Source organism: Pseudomonas sp. AC255 (genome assembly GCF_979258175.1).
Genome location: NZ_OZ409841.1, coordinates 5,171,446 through 5,187,536, shown reverse-complemented (window position 1 = coordinate 5,187,536; position 16,091 = coordinate 5,171,446). Strand labels below are relative to the sequence as shown.

The window sequence follows — 16,091 nt, the reverse complement described above, 5'->3', positions numbered from 1 at the left end:
CACCAGATTGCGGTGTGTGAAGACGAAACGAACCGAAAGTTCGAAGTTCACAAACACCAGCTGTCACATACCCAATTTGCTGAAGCGAGGCCGTCTGGTCCCGAGTCAGTACCCGAATTTCTTGACGACCATAGAGCGTTGGAACCACCTGATCCCATCCCGAACTCAGCAGTGAAACGATGCATCGCCGATGGTAGTGTGGGGTTTCCCCATGTGAGAGTAGGTCATCGTCAAGATTAAATTCCGAAACCCCAATTGCGAAAGCAGTTGGGGTTTTGTTTTAGTAGAAGTTCCTGTTTTTGCTGGCTTGTTACCGTGTTGACGGGCCAGATAAAGAATTTCTTGACGACCATAGAACATTGGAACCACCTGATCCCATCCCGAACTCAGAAGTGAAACGATGTATCGCCGATGGTAGTGTGGGGTTTCCCCATGTGAGAGTAGGTCATCGTCAAGATTGAATTCCGAAACCCCTGTCTGCTAACGCAGACAGGGGTTTTGTCATTAAAACGTGTACGAAAGATCATGCCGTTCTGCGAGTCTTGCTTTTGCGTCTTGCCTGCCACTTGCGCCACCAGATATAAACCCCCGTCCCTGACAACCCCGCAATCAACACACCCAGTACCGCGATCATTACCTGCCCTGTTACCCCGATGATCCGTCCCCCATGTATGGGCAACTGGAGTCGATAGAACTGCTCTCCAAGCGTTCCCTGTCCAGCGATTTCCTGTCCCAATAATCGGCCATCGGTACCGTGAAAAAACAACCAGGATTTTCCATGTGCGTCCGTATCGTGCTGTCCAAATCCTGCGCCGTAGAAGTTGTACTCAAAGCTGTAATACAACTCGCCGATTGCCGCCGTCAGTCCTAATCGTTTCCCTTCCTGCAATGCCCTTTCGTACGCCTGTTGATAACTCAACTGTGTCGTCCCCAGTTGATTGGCGGGCATTCGTCCTCTGGCTTCATAAACGCTCGGCTCGATGGGCGAAAACAACGAAACTGCAGGCTTGAACACCTGGCTCGGCAAGTTCATCGCCACGCTGCTGACGGCGATCGGTAACAGCAGCAGCCACAACCACAATCCTCCGGCGCGATGCAGATCGAAGTTCAAGCGGTAGGCATGCCCGCCTTTGACCTTCCAAGCAGTCGCCCACTTCTTCCAGAAGGGCTTGCCCCGCGGCAAGGTCAGGAACAATGCGACAAAGCAGTCGATCACCCACGCGATCGCCACCCCACCCATCAACAGCAATCCCCAGTTACCGGGCAATGTCAGGTTGTAATGAAACTCCAGAATGAACGGGATGAAGTTCTCTCGTTGAAAACAGCATTCACCCCAGTAGCGCGCGCCTTTTTGCTCCGCGCTGATCGGGTCCAGATAGAACACCTGATTGCGCTCATCGAACGGCTGGCCCGTCGCCGGATCTTTACGCGGAACGGCCGCCAGCAGCGCCGTATGCCCCGTCTCATGGGGATACTCCATGTACCAGACTTGCAGTTTCGGATGTGCAGTTTGCACCGCCTCTACCAACGCGCCGGGCGGCAGGCGCTCACCCACTGACGTCGCTTTATAGAATTGCGGATTCAGCCATTCATCCAGTTCATGATTGAACGCCAGCACACTGCCTGTAAGGCCCGCCAGCAATAGAAACACCGCAATGGCCAGGCCGATATATCGATGCAATAAAACCAGAAACGCACGCATACAGAACACCCCCGAAGAAACGACAAAGCCAGCCCCTGATATCAGGGGCTGGCTTTTTTATGCACAGGACACGGCTTTAGAACTGATAGCTGACGGTCGCCGCTACGTTGCGTTCTTCGCCCATGTAGCAGAAGTTCAGACTGGCGCAGGACGCGACATAGGATTCATTGGTCAGGTTGTTCGCGTTGAGCCGTACATCCACACCTTTCAAGCCGACCTTGCCCAGGTCATAACCAATCGAGGCGTCGAACAGCGTGTAAGACGGCACCCTCATCGTGTTTTCCGCATCGGCCCAGCTGTAGCCGACATATCGCACGCCGCCACCCAGGCGCAGACCATCAAGTGCGGCGCTGTCGAATTTGTAGTCAGCCCATAGCGAGGCCATGTGGCGCGGCGCCTGAGTCGGCGAGTTGCCCTTGTTCTCGATTACATCGGTCGGCGTGCTCAAGGTGCTGATCATCGATCTGGAATATTCGATATCAGTGAAGGTGTAACTGCCGAGCACTTTCAAGTTATCGGTCAGTTGCATGTGCGCTTCCAGCTCCAGACCTTGCGAGCGCACAGCGCCGACCGCGCGATAGAAGTTTTCCTGCGGCAGTTTGGTCGCGAGGTTTTCCTGGTCGATGCGGAACAGCGAGGCGGTGAACAGATTGTCGGTGCCCGGCGGCTGGTACTTCAAACCGACTTCCCACTGTTTGCCATCGGTAGGAGCCAGTGGGTTGCCGGCGCTGTCGGCATAGGAGTTCGGGTTGAAAGACTCGGAGTAGCTGATGTATGGCGCCAGACCGTTATCGAACAGGTATAGCGCGCCGGCGCGGCCAGTGAGTTTCGTGCGTTGATCATTGATCTCTGTGCCAACAGGACGCCCTGCTTCAGCAATGCGGTTTTCATCGGATGTCTCTACCCAGTCCTGACGCAGGCCAAGCGAGAAGCGCCATTTGTCCATCTCGATCAGGTCTTGCAGGTACACACCGGTCTGCTCGAGACGACGCAGATAGCTGGTGTCGCCGTACATTTCGATCGCCGAATTGCCATACACCGGATTGAACGCATTGATCGGCGCGAGGCCACCGCTGGTCCAGTCGACCACCGTTTTACGTCGCTGATAATCCGCGCCCATCAGCACCGTGTGCTTGGTCGCGCCGGTAAAGAATTCGGCCTGCAGCATGTTGTCGACGATGAACGCATGCAGGCGCTCATCACCGCCGGTGTAATAGCGGTTCAGTTCATTGCTGGTCGGGGTGGTCCAGCCATAGGCGTAGACCTGATCCATGTTCACTTTGGAATCGAGATAGCGGAAGTTCTGCCGGGCGGTGAAGACATCGTTGAAGCGATGTTCGAACTGATAGCCAAACGACTGCTGGTCACGGGAGTAGCCATCGATCCCCGGCTCGCCCTCGAAGAAGCCCGACGAGATGCGCTCGCCATTGCGCTGATGGACTGTGCCGTCCGCCGGAACGCCGCCGTGATAGCCGCCGTCCGGATCGTGCTGCAGATAGGCTTGCAGAGTCAGCGAGGTGTCTTCGCTGAAATCGACGCTCAGCGTCGGCGCAAGGGCGAAGCGTTTTTCCTTGTTATGGTCGAATTGCGTGTCGGACTGATCGCTTAGTCCGGTCAGACGATAGGCAATGCGCTTGTCGTCATCGACCGGACCGCTGAAGTCAAAACCAACCCCACGCTGGCCTTGCGTCCCCACTGTCGCCTGCACCTGATGGTAGGCCTCATACAACGGCTTTTTGCTGGTCAATGCGACCAGGCCTCCGGGCGAGCTGCGACCGTACAGCACCGATGACGGGCCTTTGAGAATGTCCACACGCTCAAGGAAATACGGATCGACCTGCATGGTGCTGTAGGTGCCGCTGTCGCCCATCGACTTGAGGCCGTCGAGGTAGATGTTGTCCACCGAGCCGTCGTTGAAACCGCGCATCGCCACGTAGTCGTAACGGTGCGTAGCGCCATACGGGTTGGTCAGCACGCCCGGGGCGTAGCGCATCGCTTGCGAGACGGTCTGCGAGCCTTGGTCATCCATTTGCTCGCGCGTGACCACCGATACGCTTTGCGAGGTTTCCAGCAAGGCGGTACTGGTCTTGGTGGCGATCTGGCTGTGCGTGGCGTTGTAGCCGGCCATGCTGCCCAGCGCGTTGCCGAGGGCAAAACCTTTGATATCAGTGGTCGGCAAGGCCAGTGCTTCGCTTTCAGCGAGTGGGCGCAGAATGTAGCTGCTGCCGTCCTGGCTGACGGCTTCCAACCCTGAGCTGCCGAGCAAATGGCTCAAGGCCTGGTCGGTCGAATATTCACCCTGCACGCCGGGTGATTGCTGACCTTGAGTCTGTTGCGGTGTTATCGCCAGGGTGATACCGGCCTGCCGGGCAAACTGATTCAACGCCTCGCCCAATGGCCCGGCAGCAATGTTGTAGCGGTGGCTGATCTCGGTGCCGGTGTTGGCGGCCAGACTCAGGCTCGGTAACACGCTGACGCCCAGCGCAGTGGACAACAGCGCTGCCCGAACCGCATGGCGCAGCAGTGTCGATTCTGCAGTGAAATTCAGAGGGTTCTTACAAGTGGCGCGGACAGTCATTGTGGATTTCCGTAGGCAGTCGCGGGGGCTGAGTTGAAGTGCTTACTGACTAAGCCGGACTGCCTGCGAAAACCCGCCAAAAAATGTTCAGACCGCACGCTCCAGAGTCACCCACCAACGGGTGCGATAACGCAATTGCACCGGCAGCGTCTGCGGCAGGACCGCCAGCAGCCTGTCGGTGTCCTCCAGACGGAACACCCCAGAGAGGCGCAAGTCTGCGATATCCGCCGCGCAACTCAGAAACCCCGGGCGATAACGGGCGACTTCAGCAAGAAAATCACCCAGGCGCATATTGCGCGTGACGATCAAACCGTCGAGCCAGGCGCCCGCATCCATATCCGGCGTCGGCGCTGCGCGCAAACCGCTTTGGTCGACCAGAAAACTCTGCCCGGCGAGCGCTTCGAGGGAATGACCGCCAGCGCGAACCAACACTCGGCCGCGGGTAACGCTGAGCCGCGTGCACTGATCTTCCTGACGCAAAATGAAACGCGCATCGACCGGCGCATAAGTGCCGTGGCGATTCTGTATGCGCAGCGGTCGATCGGCCGCCGCGCCTTCGTCAGAGCCACCGCAGGTAACGATGATCTCGCCACGGGTCAGTTTGATCAGGCGCTGCTGCGCGGTGTAATCCAGGTCCACGGCGCTGGCGGTATTGAGTTCGATGCGCGTGCCGTCGGGCAACTGGAAACTTCGCCGTTCGCCGGTCGCCGTCGCGTAGTCGGCGCTCCATTGCTGCCAAGGGGCGCTGTCCTTGGCCAGCCACGCGGCGGAGCCCATCAACAGCGCGCCCGACAACAACTTCAAGGCCTGGCGTCGGCCCAATCCCTGCGCACTGTTTTCCAAGGTATTGAAAGCGACCTGCGCACCCGGCACGGCGCGCAGACTGGAGCTCAATTCGGCTTGCAGCGACTGTACCCGCTGCCAGGCGATTTCATGTTCGTGATGCTCGGCGCGCCACTGCTCGCATTGGCGAGTCAGCCGCGAATTGCCGTGGTTATTGCGCAGCCGCAGCAGCCAGTGAATCGCTTGCTTGACCACGTGTTGACGCAGTTCGACGCGGCGACCGAGTGAGAGGTTATCCACAGGCATCAGCTTTCATATCGCAACACATAGCAGTGATACAGCGCATCGGCGACGTATCGTTCCACTGAACGTACCGACACGCCCAACTGCTCGGCGATCTGTTTGTGAGTCAAACCTTCGCACTGCGCCAGGAGAAACGCCTGACGCACTTTCGGCTTCAAACCCTCAAGCATGCGCGCAATGCTTTCCAGCAGTTCCAGCACCAACGCGCGCGATTCGGCGTCAGGTACTTCGCCTTCAGGCAAATGAGCAATGGTTTCCAGATAGGCCCGCTCGATTTCCTCGCGGCGCCAATGATCGATCACCAGGCCGCGCGCGATGGTCCGCAGGAAAGCGCGAGGCGCTTTGAGTTCGAGGCGTTCAGTACGTTGCAGCAGGCGCAGGAAAGTGTCCTGAGCCAGATCCGCCGCATCCGCTGCGTTGCCCAGCCGCGCGCGCAGCCAGGCATTGAGCCAGCCGTGATGACTACCGTAAAGCGCCTGTACGACCAACTCAGGTGAAGACATGACACGCCAGCCCGAACGTCACAAATGATAATTAGTCGCATTGTCATCAAGGGTTACAGATTTTGCAACCGTCGCCCCTATGGCGGTTGTGAAAAATTCCATCGCAGCCGCTCTGGCACGCCGTCCGGCGGGAATCCTGTCCAGAAAGCGTCCATTTCTCACGCGCCCCTAAGATTTCTCCGCCGTTGGCCGACAGACTGGTGAGAAATGCGTGCACCAAAGTAGAGCGGCCAGAAGAACGCTGCCTGCGCTGTACATGGAATGTTGCAACCGGAACGCATCCCCACTTTTGGCATAAGAAGTCCCATGAAATGAATCTCAAGTTCAGCCATAAAATCCTCCTGGCCGCTTCGGGCGTCGTCGTCCTGGCGTTCGCGTTGTTCACGCTCTACAACGATTACTTGCAGCGAAACACCATTCGCCAGAATCTGCAGTCCTCTGTGCAGCAGGCCGGTGACCTCACCGCCAGCAGCGTGCAGAACTGGATGAGCGGACGGATTCTGGTGCTGGAAAACCTCGCGCAGAACGTTGCCCATCAAGGCAGGAATGCCGACTTGCCGGGCCTTGTCGATCAACCGGCCTTCACTTCGAACTTCCAGTTCACTTACGTCGGCCAGGCCAACGGTGTCTTCACCCAACGCCCCGATGCGAAGATGCCGGACGGTTACGATCCGCGTCAGCGGCCTTGGTACAAGCAGGCCGTGGCCGCCGACAAAACCATGCTGACGCCGCCGTATATGGCGGCAGTCGGCGGCTTGGTGGTGACCATCGCCATGCCGGTGAAGAAGGACGGTGAATTGCTCGGTGTGGTCGGTGGTGACCTGAGCCTGGAAACCCTGGTGAAGATCATCAACTCGGTGGACTTCGGTGGCCTCGGCCATGCGTTTCTGGTCAGTGCAGACGGTCAGGTGATCGTCAGCCCGGACAAAGATCAGGTAATGAAAAACCTCAAGGACATCTACCCGAACACCAGCGTGCGCATCGAGAAGGGCAACCAGAATGTCGTGCTCAACGGTCAGGAGCGCATTCTCTCGTTCACCCCGGTCAGCGATCTGCCGAATGCGCAGTGGTACATCGGTCTGTCGATCGATCGCGACAAGGCCTACGCCGCACTCAGCCAATTCCGCACTTCGGCGTTGATCGCCATGTTTGTCGCGGTCGCGGCGATTGCTTTGCTGCTGAGCCTGTTGATCAACGTGTTGATGCGTCCGCTGACCACCATGGGCCGCGCGATGAAAGACATTGCCCAGGGCGAGGGCGATCTGACCCGGCGTCTGGTGGTCGAGAGCAAAGACGAGTTCGGTGAACTGGGCAGCGCGTTCAACCAGTTCGTTGAACGGATTCACGCATCGATTTCCGAAGTGTCGTCGGCGACCCGTCACGTACATGACCTGTCGCAACGGGTGATGGCGTCGTCCAACGCTTCGATCGTCGGTTCCGACGAGCAAAGTGCGCGCACCAACAGCGTGGCGGCGGCGATCAATCAGCTGGGCGCGGCCACTCAGGAAATCGCGCGCAACGCGGCGGATGCTTCGCAGCACGCCAGCGGCGCCAGCGAGCAAGCTGACGACGGTCGTCAGGTGGTCGAGCAAACCATTCAGGCGATGACCGAGCTGTCGCAGAAAATCAGCCTGTCGTGCACACAGATCGAAACCCTGAACGCCAGCACCGACAACATTGGCCACATTCTCGATGTGATCAAAGGCATCTCGCAGCAGACCAACCTGCTGGCGCTCAATGCTGCCATCGAAGCCGCACGTGCCGGTGAAGCCGGGCGCGGTTTTGCCGTGGTCGCCGATGAGGTGCGCAACCTTGCGCATCGCACCCAGGAATCGGCGGAAGAGATCCACAAGATGATCACCTCGCTGCAGGTCGGCTCGCGTGAGGCGGTCAGCACCATGAACGCCAGCCAGGCGTCAAGCGAGCAGAGCGTGGAAGTGGCGAATCAGGCCGGTCTGCGTCTGGTCAGCGTGACTCAGCGTATCGGCGAAATCGACGGTATGAACCAGTCGGTGGCAGCTGCGACTGAAGAGCAGACTGCGGTGGTGGAAACTCTCAACGTCGACGTCAACCAGATAAACCTGTTGAACCAGCAGAGCGTGGCCAACCTCAACGAAACGTTGAAGGATTGTGATGCGTTGTCGCAGCAGGCGAACCGGTTGAAGCAGTTGGTCGACAGCTTCAAGATCTGATTCACAGATCGCAGACCGCGTTATCGTTCTTCGCGAGCAGGCTCGCTCCCACAGGGAAATGCATTCCAAATGTGGGAGCGAGCCTGCTCGCGAAAGCGGCGGTTCAATCACCGCCAAACCGATGCCTTAAACAAACAGCTTCAGCACATTGCCCATCGCATCATCGGCAAACCCCTGCACAAAATCCTTGAACCCCGGCAATGCTTCATCCCCACCCGCAGCCGGTTCGGCAATGATCGTCCAGGTCGCTCGCGACTTCCCTTCGCTCAGCGATTCCACCTGCATTGCCGCCCACAGATTCGCCACCCCCAAGGTGTTGTAAATCGTCGTCCAGGTCATGCGCTGTGCCTGTTCATCGCGCGAGTTGAGTTGTTCGACCACGACGTTGCCGTCCTTGAAGATTTTCTTGCGCAGCGAAGACACGCCCTCGCCGGTCATTTCGGTGTGCGACAGCGCCGGAATGAATCGTTCGAAGCCAGCGAAATCGCCAACGATCGCCCAGACTTTTGCCGCGTCCGCCGGCACTTCCACCGACGACACAACGTGGCAGCCTTGCGGGTTTTTGATCAGGGTGTCGGGTTGCAGATTGCTCATGGTGTTGCTCCTTTGGGATGAGTCAGATGAAGTTGATTTCTTTCAGGTAGTCGCAGCCGCGACGCAGCAGCGCCGGGGATTTCTGTGGGTAGTGCGCGCCCATCTGCTGCACGCCGGCCTCGGCGTTGGCGTGGCCGATCAGCGAGATGTCGCCGATGTCTTCTTCAAAGCCGTTGAGGTAGAAACCGAGCACGCCGAACAGCGCGTTGTCGGCGTCGACCCGGTTCAGTTGCTGCTGCCAGTCGGCGACGCTGACCAGCGAAAACTCGCTGCCGGTTTCGCGGAACGATGCGACGTAGGCATCCCAGCTCAGCGGCTCGGGATTGTGCAGATTGAACACCGCGCGATCCGCTGAATAACGGCTGGCATGGAAGGCGATGAAGCGGGCGAGAAAGTCCACCGGCATCAAGTCGAAATTCAATGCAAAGGCCGGCACCTGACCGAGCTGGATCGAGCCTTTGAGCATCAGCATCAAGCGGTTCTTGTGCGGCTGGCAGACGCCGCTCAGGCTATTGAAGCTGATGTTGCCGGGGCGATACAGATTGACCCGTACACCCTGCTCGCGCGCCCTCTCAAGGATGCGTTCGCCGACCCACTTCGACAGGTTGTAGCCGTTGCGAATGTAGATCGGCGGCGTCGCGGCGGCGGGCAGTTCCAGCACTCGACCGGCATCATCCACGGTGCTGGATGCCGACAGGGTCGAGACGAAGTTGAAGACCTTCTTACTGCGCCCCTCGCACAGTTTCAGCAGGGCGAAAATCGGCTCGACGTTGTCCGCCGCCAGGGACTCGTAATCGAGCACGTGGTTGACGTTGGCGGCGTTGTGTACCAGTGCACCGAACTCGCGGTCCAGGCGCTGATAATCCTCATCGCCGAGACCCAGTTGCGGACGGCTGATATCAGCTGCGTAAACCCGCACACGACTCAGGTCGAGGTGCTCCAGACGGTTTTCGCGCAGTGCCTGAGCGAAGCGTTGCGTCGCCGTTTGCCCGGCGCTATCACGTACCAGACAGGCGACCTCGCTGGCGCCCCAACCGAGCAGCGCTTCGACGATGTGCACGCCGACAAAACTGTTGGCACCGGTGACGATGACCTTGTGCACATCGCCCATGCGGCTGATCGGCAACGGTTCGATATCAAGCTCGCGCTCGGCGTCGGCCATGGCCTGAGCGCTGAGCACGGCGCTGTCATCGCTGCCGCGCACCAGCGTCGCCAGTTTGCTGATGGTCGGCTGTTCGATGAAGCGATTGATCGAAATGCTCCGGCCGAATTCCTCACGCAAGCGTAGCAACATCCGCGACAGCAGAATCGAATGACCGCCGAGATTGAAGAAGCTTTCGTCGATGGAAATGTCGCTGGTCGGCAGTTCCAGCAATTCGGCCCAGATCTCCAGAAGCAGCGCTTCGTCAGCATTGGCCGGCAGGCATTTCGCAGCGTTGTCCTGCACCGTCACCGGCAATGCCAACAGCGCCTTGCGATCGACTTTGCCGTTACTGGCGAACGGCATCTGCGCCAGTTCGGTCCACGCTACCGGTTGCATGTAGTCCGGCAGAAACTGCCGGGCGTGAGGCTTCAATTCGTCCCGGGCAGTCTCGGTTTGTGGCTGGGCGAGGAACGCCAGAATGCGCCGCTGATTGTCGATGACCACGGCAATCTGCCGATACAAGCGGCTCTCGCGCAGGCAGCGCTCGATCTCTTCCGGCTCGACGCGGAAGCCACGGATTTTCACCTGATTGTCGCGCCGCCCGCACAGCTCGATACCGTGCTCGCCCCATTGGGCCATGTCGCCGCTGCGGTAGGCGCGCAGGGTCTCGCCGCCGGGCAATGACAGGCTCAGATAACGCTCGGCGGTCTGCTGCGGATTGTTCAGGTAACCGAGGCAGACACCGGGGCCGACGATGAACAGCTCACCGACGGTTTGATCGGGCACCGGTTGCAGATCGTCGTCGAGAATCAGCACCCGACTGTTGGCGATTGGCCCTCCCAGCGTGCGGTTGCTGTCGCCCGGTTTGAGCTGGCGCGCGGTGATCAGCACGGTGGCTTCGGTCGGGCCATACAGGTTGTGCAGGGTGCCTTGGCGGGTCAGTTGCTCGATGACGTACGGCTCGCAGACATCACCGCCGGTCATCACCTGCACGCCCTCCAGTTGCTCCAGTGGCAGGATGCTCAACAATGCCGGCGGCAGGAAGGCGTGGGTCAGTTGCCGTCGGCGAATCAGCGCAACCAGCTGCAATGGATCGCGGCGCTGGGTGTCGTCGGGCACGACCAGTTCTGCCCCTGCGAGCAGGCTGGGGAAGATGTCGATCAGCGATGAATCGAAACTCAGCGATGAGAACTGCAACACCCGACTCTCGGCGTGCAACTGCACGTAGTCGGCGTACCACGCGGTGAAGTGGGCGAGATTGGCCTGGCTGAGCAGCACGCCTTTCGGATGCCCGGTGGTACCCGAGGTGTAGAGCGCCATGCACGGCGCATCGAGCACCGGGCGGTGCTGCATCAGCGGCCGGTCGAGAGCGGCGTTCGGCGCTTCGATGCCACTGACATCCAGCCCCGCCATCGATTCGCTGAGCGCCTGCTGTCCATCGTGAAGCAACAGCACCGCACCAGCGTTTTCCAGGATGTATTGCTGACGCGGCAATGGATGGCTGGGCTCCAGCGGCAAGTACACCGCGCCGCTGCCGAGAGTCGCCAGAATCGAGGCGAACAGTGCCGGGCTTTTGCCTTGGCAGACAGCGACCACCCACGGCTGCGGATGTTGCTCGAGCAAGGGCAGCAGGCGCTGTTGAATCGCGCGGCTGTGGGCGTGAAGCTGCTCGTAGCTGATGGTCTTCCCGCCGACATGCAGCGCCGGTCGTTCGGCATGCTCGATCAGGCTTGGCTGCAGACGCTCGATCAGCGGGATTTGCGCCTGCTCCAGCAGCGCCGGGTTTGCCGTGTCGTTGAGACGGTGGACGTACGCTAGCTTGTCGAGAAACAGCAGGTCTTCCAGGCGTTCGAAATCCGGCGCTCTAAGAGCCGGGGCATGGCGCAAATAATCGGCATCGCGGGAAAAGCGGCTGACCAGCAACGCCACCTCATCGACCACATGGGCAAGCGCTCGTTGGCGTAGCGACTGACCGTTGCCGGATGGCTCATCGCCAATCGGCACACGGCTGATCAGCGACGAGCCGAGGAAGCACAGCAAGTCGAGGGTCGGCAGGCCGCCATGGTCTTGCGCGGCGATACCCAGGCGCAGGTGCAGATGCGGGATCGCGCAGAAGTCGCCGGCAGCGATAAAGCCATCGTCGATGATCAGATCCACCGCCGTTTGAGCCACGCCGCTGCGGGTCACAGCATGGCCATGCTGTTCGAGCTCCCGGGCCAGATCGGTCATGGCCTGGCTGGCGCCGGTGAGCAAAATGTCGAGACGTTTCATGTCAGCCTCCTCAAACCAGATAGTCGCGCAGCGCGTGCTGCACGCACGGTGTGTCGAGCAGCGAGCTGTTGTGGAAAAACCTGACGATGTTGCCCACCAGCGGGTGGTGGCGGTTGATCGGGAAGGCCAGTCCGGCGATTTCCTCGCGCAGTGAGCACCGCGTGGTTTCGCTGACCGTCAGCGCGTCGATCAGGCGCAAGTCGAAGGACTTCTGGATGTCGTTGGTCAGGTAATGGCCGATGAACACCGGCAGAATCTGCGCGATGGTTTCGCGGTCCGTGTCGCTGGCGGTGTGCCAATAGATGCGCACCATCCGCGCCCAGAAACTCGAGTGGCGACCTTCGTCGAGCAAGTGGTCGGCCATCAGGCCCTTGATCGACGGCTTGACCGAATCGTCGCGGGCGAACGCGGCGACATCGCCGGTCACGGTGTTCTCCGCGATGGCCACGCAGATCAGCTCCACCGCGCTGCGCAAAGGCTCGGGCGCCAATGCGACGGCGGCAGGAATCGCCCGGCTCAGCTCGATCTGATCAGGTAGCTGAATCGGTTCGATGCCGGTCATGGCTACCGTCTGCTGCATGAAATCCATGGCCACCAGCGCGTGGTAATCCTCATCGACCACCACGGTCATCGCGTCGTAACGACAGGCGAACGGGAACGCCACGGCGAAGCGATTCTTGGCAATGCTGCGGGCGGTCTTGTCGACGATTTCGGTCTCGAAAATCACTACGTCATTGATGAATTTGTACAACGTCTGCACCAGGGCGAAATCACGTTGCTGTGGGCATTCACGCAGGAAGGTTTCGCTGAGCACCAGCGGCTGGCGGCTGAGTGGATAGATCAAGCGCTGATCGTCTTCGAGCAACCGCCGGGGACGGGTGCGGATGGTCGCGCGGCTTTCCCAGGCCTCGGCGAAGGATTGATAGTCGGCAGCGTTCATTGGGTCACCTCGGCAACTTTTGCGCCCATGCTCAAGCGCAGCCCGTCCCACAAGGCGATGCGGCTTTCCACGGCAGCGATGGCGCTGGCGTAAACCTCGGCTGCGCGCTGCGGATCGCCATCGACCAGACGCTCCAGCAACTGTTCGGCGGCGGGGCCATGGTCTTCGGAATCGACTTCGATATGCCGTTGCAGGTAGTAGCGGAAGGTCGGCGCCTGTTCGATGCCGATGCCCCAGTCATCAAGGATGCGCTGGAACATCGTCGGAATAACGCTCTCGCGACCGTGCAGGAACGCGGCGGCAACGCTGTGTCCCGGCGCCTCCAGGGCAATGCGCAAGGTATCGCGAACAAACTGTGCCGCCGCCGGGTCGACGTCGACGCTCTGCAACGCGACGTCATAACTCACGCCTTCCTGCTGCAACGCGACGAAGCGCTCCACCGCCGTGGTGCTCGCGCCGATTTCGCGCATCGCATCCAGGTACAACTCGAAGTGGCTGTAATGGCCGGCATCGAGGCGATCGTCCGATTCCTCGCCCAGCACGATCTCGTTGATCAACCGAGCGGCGTGGGGATCGCGCGGCGGCAACCAGGGTAAACGCGTGCAGGTCAGTTCCTGTTGCAGGCGCTTGGTCAGCGACATGAAGTCCCATACGGCAAATACATGGGTTTCCATGAAACGGCGTAATACCGATAACGAAGTAATCTCGGAAAAGATCGGGTGAATACTCAGTTCGGCTTTCTTCAGGGCGAGTTGCTGCTTAGTGGGCATCATGATGTCCTTTATCATTGATTGAAGTGCACGGTTCTTTTCAGTCGCTGTAAGCGGTCGAGCAAGTTGGATAGCAAGTTGGTCGGGCAAATATTGATTGCGCTGTGGCGCCGTTGCGGCGCCACGGGTGCTGCGGTTGTTACGTGAGGTATGCCGCGCTGAACGGCGACGTTCAAACCTGGCGAGAGAAAAACTAATACAGGGCAAATGCATTTAACAAGTTTATTTTCAATTATTTTAAGTTGGCTGTTTTTTGAATATGAGAGTGGCCGATAAAACTTTCGGATCAAGTTTTATTTGGGCGTAGTTACTCCTTTCGGCTAATAACGGCCAAAATCGATAACAAGAGTGAATGCCTCACTCGAAGCAACTTTTTAAACAAGGGAAGTTTATGAATTCAAAGGGGGCGAAAGTTGGCCGGGACCGGCGCCATGACTTCCTGTTTCCCGTGACAAGGCTCCTTCCGTAGGTTCCTGTTGCGGGGACTGTGCCGTCAGGGCGGCGCGTCCCCGTTCTGTAGGGGTGGCGCTGGAAGAGTGCGGGTAAATTGCCGTCAGGGCTATTACCGATTGGTCATCGGCGGGCAGCGGAAACGCGTCGGCAGGGTCGGGGCGGTCGCCAGCGGGCACGCCGATCCGCTGCCAGACCCGGCAGCAGAGCGGTCGCGAAGATTTGTAAGGGGATTATTCGACGTACGAGATATCAGCGTGCGGTGTGGCGCTTCTGTGCGGCGGGAGTCGCGAGGTAGCGGGTGATGACCTCGACGCCACGGTTGAGGTGCTGCTCCAGCATTTCGAGCGAGCGCGGGATGTCCCGCTCGATCACGGCCTGGAGCATGGCGCGATGGTCATCCTGGGACAGCTTGCCCAGGCCCATGGCTTCCAGATTGAAACGCAGAAAACGTTCTTCTTCATTCAGACCGTCTTCCACCAGACGCAGCAGTCGCTGATTGGGCGCCTTGCTGTACAGGGCCATGTGGAACAGACGGTTGAGGCGGCCGATCTCGTTGTAGTCGTGCTGCGCTTCCAGTTCTTCGATGTAGCCGGCGGCGAGTTGATGCTCGGCCTCAGTCAGCAGCGGAATGGACTGCCGCAATGCCTCGGATTCGAGCAAAATGCGCAACTCGTAGGTTTCAGCGGCATCGCCCTGGATCAGCGGTGCGACTACGGCGCCTTTGTGCGTGGTGACGCTGAGCAGCTCCTGCGCTTCGAGCTGACGCAAGGCTTCGCGCACCGGCATGCGGCTGACCCCGAACAGATCGGCCAGATCCTGCTGGCGCAGCGCAGTGCCACAGGGCAGGCGGCCATCGAGAATAGCCGAGCGCAGGGTTTCTTCAATCACCGACCGGGCCAGATGCGCAGGAATCGGTCCTTCGACTTTGATGCTGTGCAGCGGTTTGGGCTTCTGAGTCACGACAACACACCCTGTAGGTCGCAATATTTGGATCCAAATGACACTAGTGATTGCTCTACAGGTTGTCAAACCTTGTAAAACGTTGCGCGGCAATCTCAAGTCTAGCGGGTCTTCGATGATCTCACGGTGCCATTGTTTTTTGCCGGGCTAGGCTTCACCATCAAACGCTTCCTTTCTGTCCTTCTGGAAACCTGCAGTGGCGGTACGTTTCGCGATCCCTCGGACCTTGCGCTGGCTTGGCTGCGCATTGCTGCTGGCCGGCGTCATGCTGGGCGGTCTGCACGCCGATTGGGATTTTTCCGCGATCAGCCGCAAGGCCACTGCTCTTTATGGGCCACTGGGCGCCGGGCAGCAGCGCATCGATGCCTGGCAGAATCTGCTGGCGACGCAGAAGCAGGCCAGTGAGATGGACAAGCTCAAAGTGGTGAACCTGTTCTTCAACAAGCAGGTGCGTTACGTCGAAGACATAGATCTGTGGCGCGAAGTGGATTACTGGGAAACCCCGATCGAAGCGCTGTGGAAGGGCGCCGGCGACTGCGAAGACTACGCCATCGCCAAGTATTTCAGCCTGCGCCATCTCGGCGTTTCCAGTGACAAGCTGCGCATCACCTACGTCAAGGCGCTGCGCCAGAACCGCGCGCACATGGTGTTGACGTACTATGCGACCCCCGATGCCATGCCGCTGGTGCTCGACAGCCTGATCGATCCGATCCAGCCGGCGGCGCAGCGAACCGATTTGCTGCCGGTCTACTCTTTCAATGCCGAAGGCCTGTATTTGCCCGGCGCCAAGGGCAACAAAAAGGTCGGCGACACCAAACGCCTGTCACGCTGGCAGGATGTGCTGAAAAAAATGCAGGCCGAAGGTTTCCCGGTCGAGACGACTAACTAGGAGCACGCG

General features: G+C 59.3%; 11 protein-coding genes, 2 rRNA genes and 1 pseudogene. 5 read left to right on the top strand and 9 right to left on the bottom strand.

Features of this window, described 5'->3' with window-relative positions; translation table 11 throughout:
- The first annotated feature begins 120 nt into the window (after positions 1-120).
- A 5S ribosomal RNA gene (rrf, locus tag ACZZ0K_RS23305) occupies positions 121-236 on the top strand.
- A gap of 105 nt (positions 237-341) precedes the next feature.
- Positions 342-457: ribosomal RNA gene (gene rrf / locus ACZZ0K_RS23300) — 5S ribosomal RNA — on the top strand.
- A 66-nt stretch (positions 458-523) separates the two neighbouring features.
- Here the strand turns inward: rrf (ACZZ0K_RS23300) and ACZZ0K_RS23295 are convergent.
- The 4 genes from ACZZ0K_RS23295 to ACZZ0K_RS23280 all read right to left on the bottom strand — a co-directional run bounded on the left by ACZZ0K_RS23295 (position 524) and on the right by ACZZ0K_RS23280 (position 5,869).
- Positions 524-1,702 (bottom strand): PepSY-associated TM helix domain-containing protein, encoded by a 1,179-nt coding sequence (locus ACZZ0K_RS23295; RefSeq protein ID WP_463559435.1) that lies wholly within the window; start codon positions 1,700-1,702, stop codon positions 524-526.
- Positions 1,703-1,778: 76 nt separating this feature from the next.
- The gene (locus ACZZ0K_RS23290; protein ID WP_258707419.1) at positions 1,779-4,280 is read right to left on the bottom strand and encodes a TonB-dependent siderophore receptor; all 2,502 of its coding nucleotides are present in this window, start codon (positions 4,278-4,280) and stop codon (positions 1,779-1,781) included.
- 87 nt (positions 4,281-4,367) lie between these two features.
- Entirely contained in the window at positions 4,368-5,369 is a 1,002-nt protein-coding gene (locus ACZZ0K_RS23285; protein ID WP_150742973.1) for a FecR domain-containing protein, read from the bottom strand.
- A complete protein-coding gene (locus ACZZ0K_RS23280; protein ID WP_041479723.1) occupies positions 5,369-5,869 on the bottom strand; it encodes a sigma-70 family RNA polymerase sigma factor in 501 nt (166 codons plus the stop codon). Before ACZZ0K_RS23280 ends, ACZZ0K_RS23285 begins: the two co-directional genes overlap by 1 nt.
- Positions 5,870-6,180: 311 nt before the next feature.
- Between ACZZ0K_RS23280 and ACZZ0K_RS23275 the strand changes: the two are divergent.
- Positions 6,181-7,206, top strand: a pseudogene (locus tag ACZZ0K_RS23275) (HAMP domain-containing protein); the annotation flags it as partial.
- Positions 7,207-7,275: 69 nt separating this feature from the next.
- A complete protein-coding gene (locus ACZZ0K_RS23270; protein ID WP_370593577.1) occupies positions 7,276-8,061 on the top strand; it encodes a methyl-accepting chemotaxis protein in 786 nt (261 codons plus the stop codon).
- Positions 8,062-8,187: 126 nt separating this feature from the next.
- On the opposite strand, the gene ACZZ0K_RS23265 is transcribed toward ACZZ0K_RS23270, so the two are convergent.
- The 5 genes from ACZZ0K_RS23265 to ACZZ0K_RS23245 all read right to left on the bottom strand — a co-directional run bounded on the left by ACZZ0K_RS23265 (position 8,188) and on the right by ACZZ0K_RS23245 (position 15,193).
- Positions 8,188-8,655, bottom strand: a complete 468-nt coding sequence (locus ACZZ0K_RS23265; protein WP_252879198.1) for an SRPBCC family protein — start codon at positions 8,653-8,655, stop codon at positions 8,188-8,190.
- Between the two features lie 22 nt (positions 8,656-8,677).
- Positions 8,678-12,070 carry a non-ribosomal peptide synthetase gene (locus tag ACZZ0K_RS23260; protein ID WP_258707420.1) on the bottom strand — a complete coding sequence of 1,131 codons (3,393 nt, stop codon included), beginning with the start codon at positions 12,068-12,070 and terminating at the stop codon, positions 8,678-8,680.
- A 10-nt stretch (positions 12,071-12,080) separates the two neighbouring features.
- Positions 12,081-13,010 carry a diiron oxygenase gene (locus tag ACZZ0K_RS23255; protein ID WP_258707421.1) on the bottom strand — a complete coding sequence of 310 codons (930 nt, stop codon included), beginning with the start codon at positions 13,008-13,010 and terminating at the stop codon, positions 12,081-12,083.
- Positions 13,007-13,783: a DUF3050 domain-containing protein gene (locus ACZZ0K_RS23250; RefSeq protein WP_258707422.1), complete on the bottom strand. Its 777-nt coding sequence runs from the start codon at positions 13,781-13,783 to the stop codon at positions 13,007-13,009. Before ACZZ0K_RS23250 ends, ACZZ0K_RS23255 begins: the two co-directional genes overlap by 4 nt.
- Positions 13,784-14,482: 699 nt before the next feature.
- Positions 14,483-15,193 (bottom strand): GntR family transcriptional regulator, encoded by a 711-nt coding sequence (locus tag ACZZ0K_RS23245; RefSeq protein ID WP_056786898.1) that lies wholly within the window; start codon positions 15,191-15,193, stop codon positions 14,483-14,485.
- A gap of 196 nt (positions 15,194-15,389) precedes the next feature.
- On the opposite strand from ACZZ0K_RS23245, the gene lapG reads away from it, so the two are divergent.
- Positions 15,390-16,082: a cysteine protease LapG gene (lapG, locus tag ACZZ0K_RS23240; protein ID WP_056786901.1), complete on the top strand. Its 693-nt coding sequence runs from the start codon at positions 15,390-15,392 to the stop codon at positions 16,080-16,082.
- Positions 16,083-16,091 lie beyond the last annotated feature (9 nt).

Excerpts from the sequence above, each read along its gene's own strand:
- ACZZ0K_RS23295 (WP_463559435.1), bottom strand. The coding sequence starts at position 1,702 with ATGCGTGCGTTTCTGGTTTTATTGCATCGATATATCGGCCTGGCCATT.
- ACZZ0K_RS23265 (WP_252879198.1), bottom strand. The coding sequence starts at position 8,655 with ATGAGCAATCTGCAACCCGACACCCTGATCAAAAACCCGCAAGGCTGC.
- ACZZ0K_RS23285 (WP_150742973.1), bottom strand. The coding sequence starts at position 5,369 with ATGCCTGTGGATAACCTCTCACTCGGTCGCCGCGTCGAACTGCGTCAA.
- ACZZ0K_RS23250 (WP_258707422.1), bottom strand. The coding sequence starts at position 13,783 with ATGATGCCCACTAAGCAGCAACTCGCCCTGAAGAAAGCCGAACTGAGT.
- ACZZ0K_RS23280 (WP_041479723.1), bottom strand. The coding sequence starts at position 5,869 with ATGTCTTCACCTGAGTTGGTCGTACAGGCGCTTTACGGTAGTCATCAC.
- ACZZ0K_RS23270 (WP_370593577.1), top strand. The coding sequence starts at position 7,276 with ATGGCGTCGTCCAACGCTTCGATCGTCGGTTCCGACGAGCAAAGTGCG.
- ACZZ0K_RS23290 (WP_258707419.1), bottom strand. The coding sequence starts at position 4,280 with ATGACTGTCCGCGCCACTTGTAAGAACCCTCTGAATTTCACTGCAGAA.
- ACZZ0K_RS23260 (WP_258707420.1), bottom strand. The coding sequence starts at position 12,070 with ATGAAACGTCTCGACATTTTGCTCACCGGCGCCAGCCAGGCCATGACC.
- ACZZ0K_RS23255 (WP_258707421.1), bottom strand. The coding sequence starts at position 13,010 with ATGAACGCTGCCGACTATCAATCCTTCGCCGAGGCCTGGGAAAGCCGC.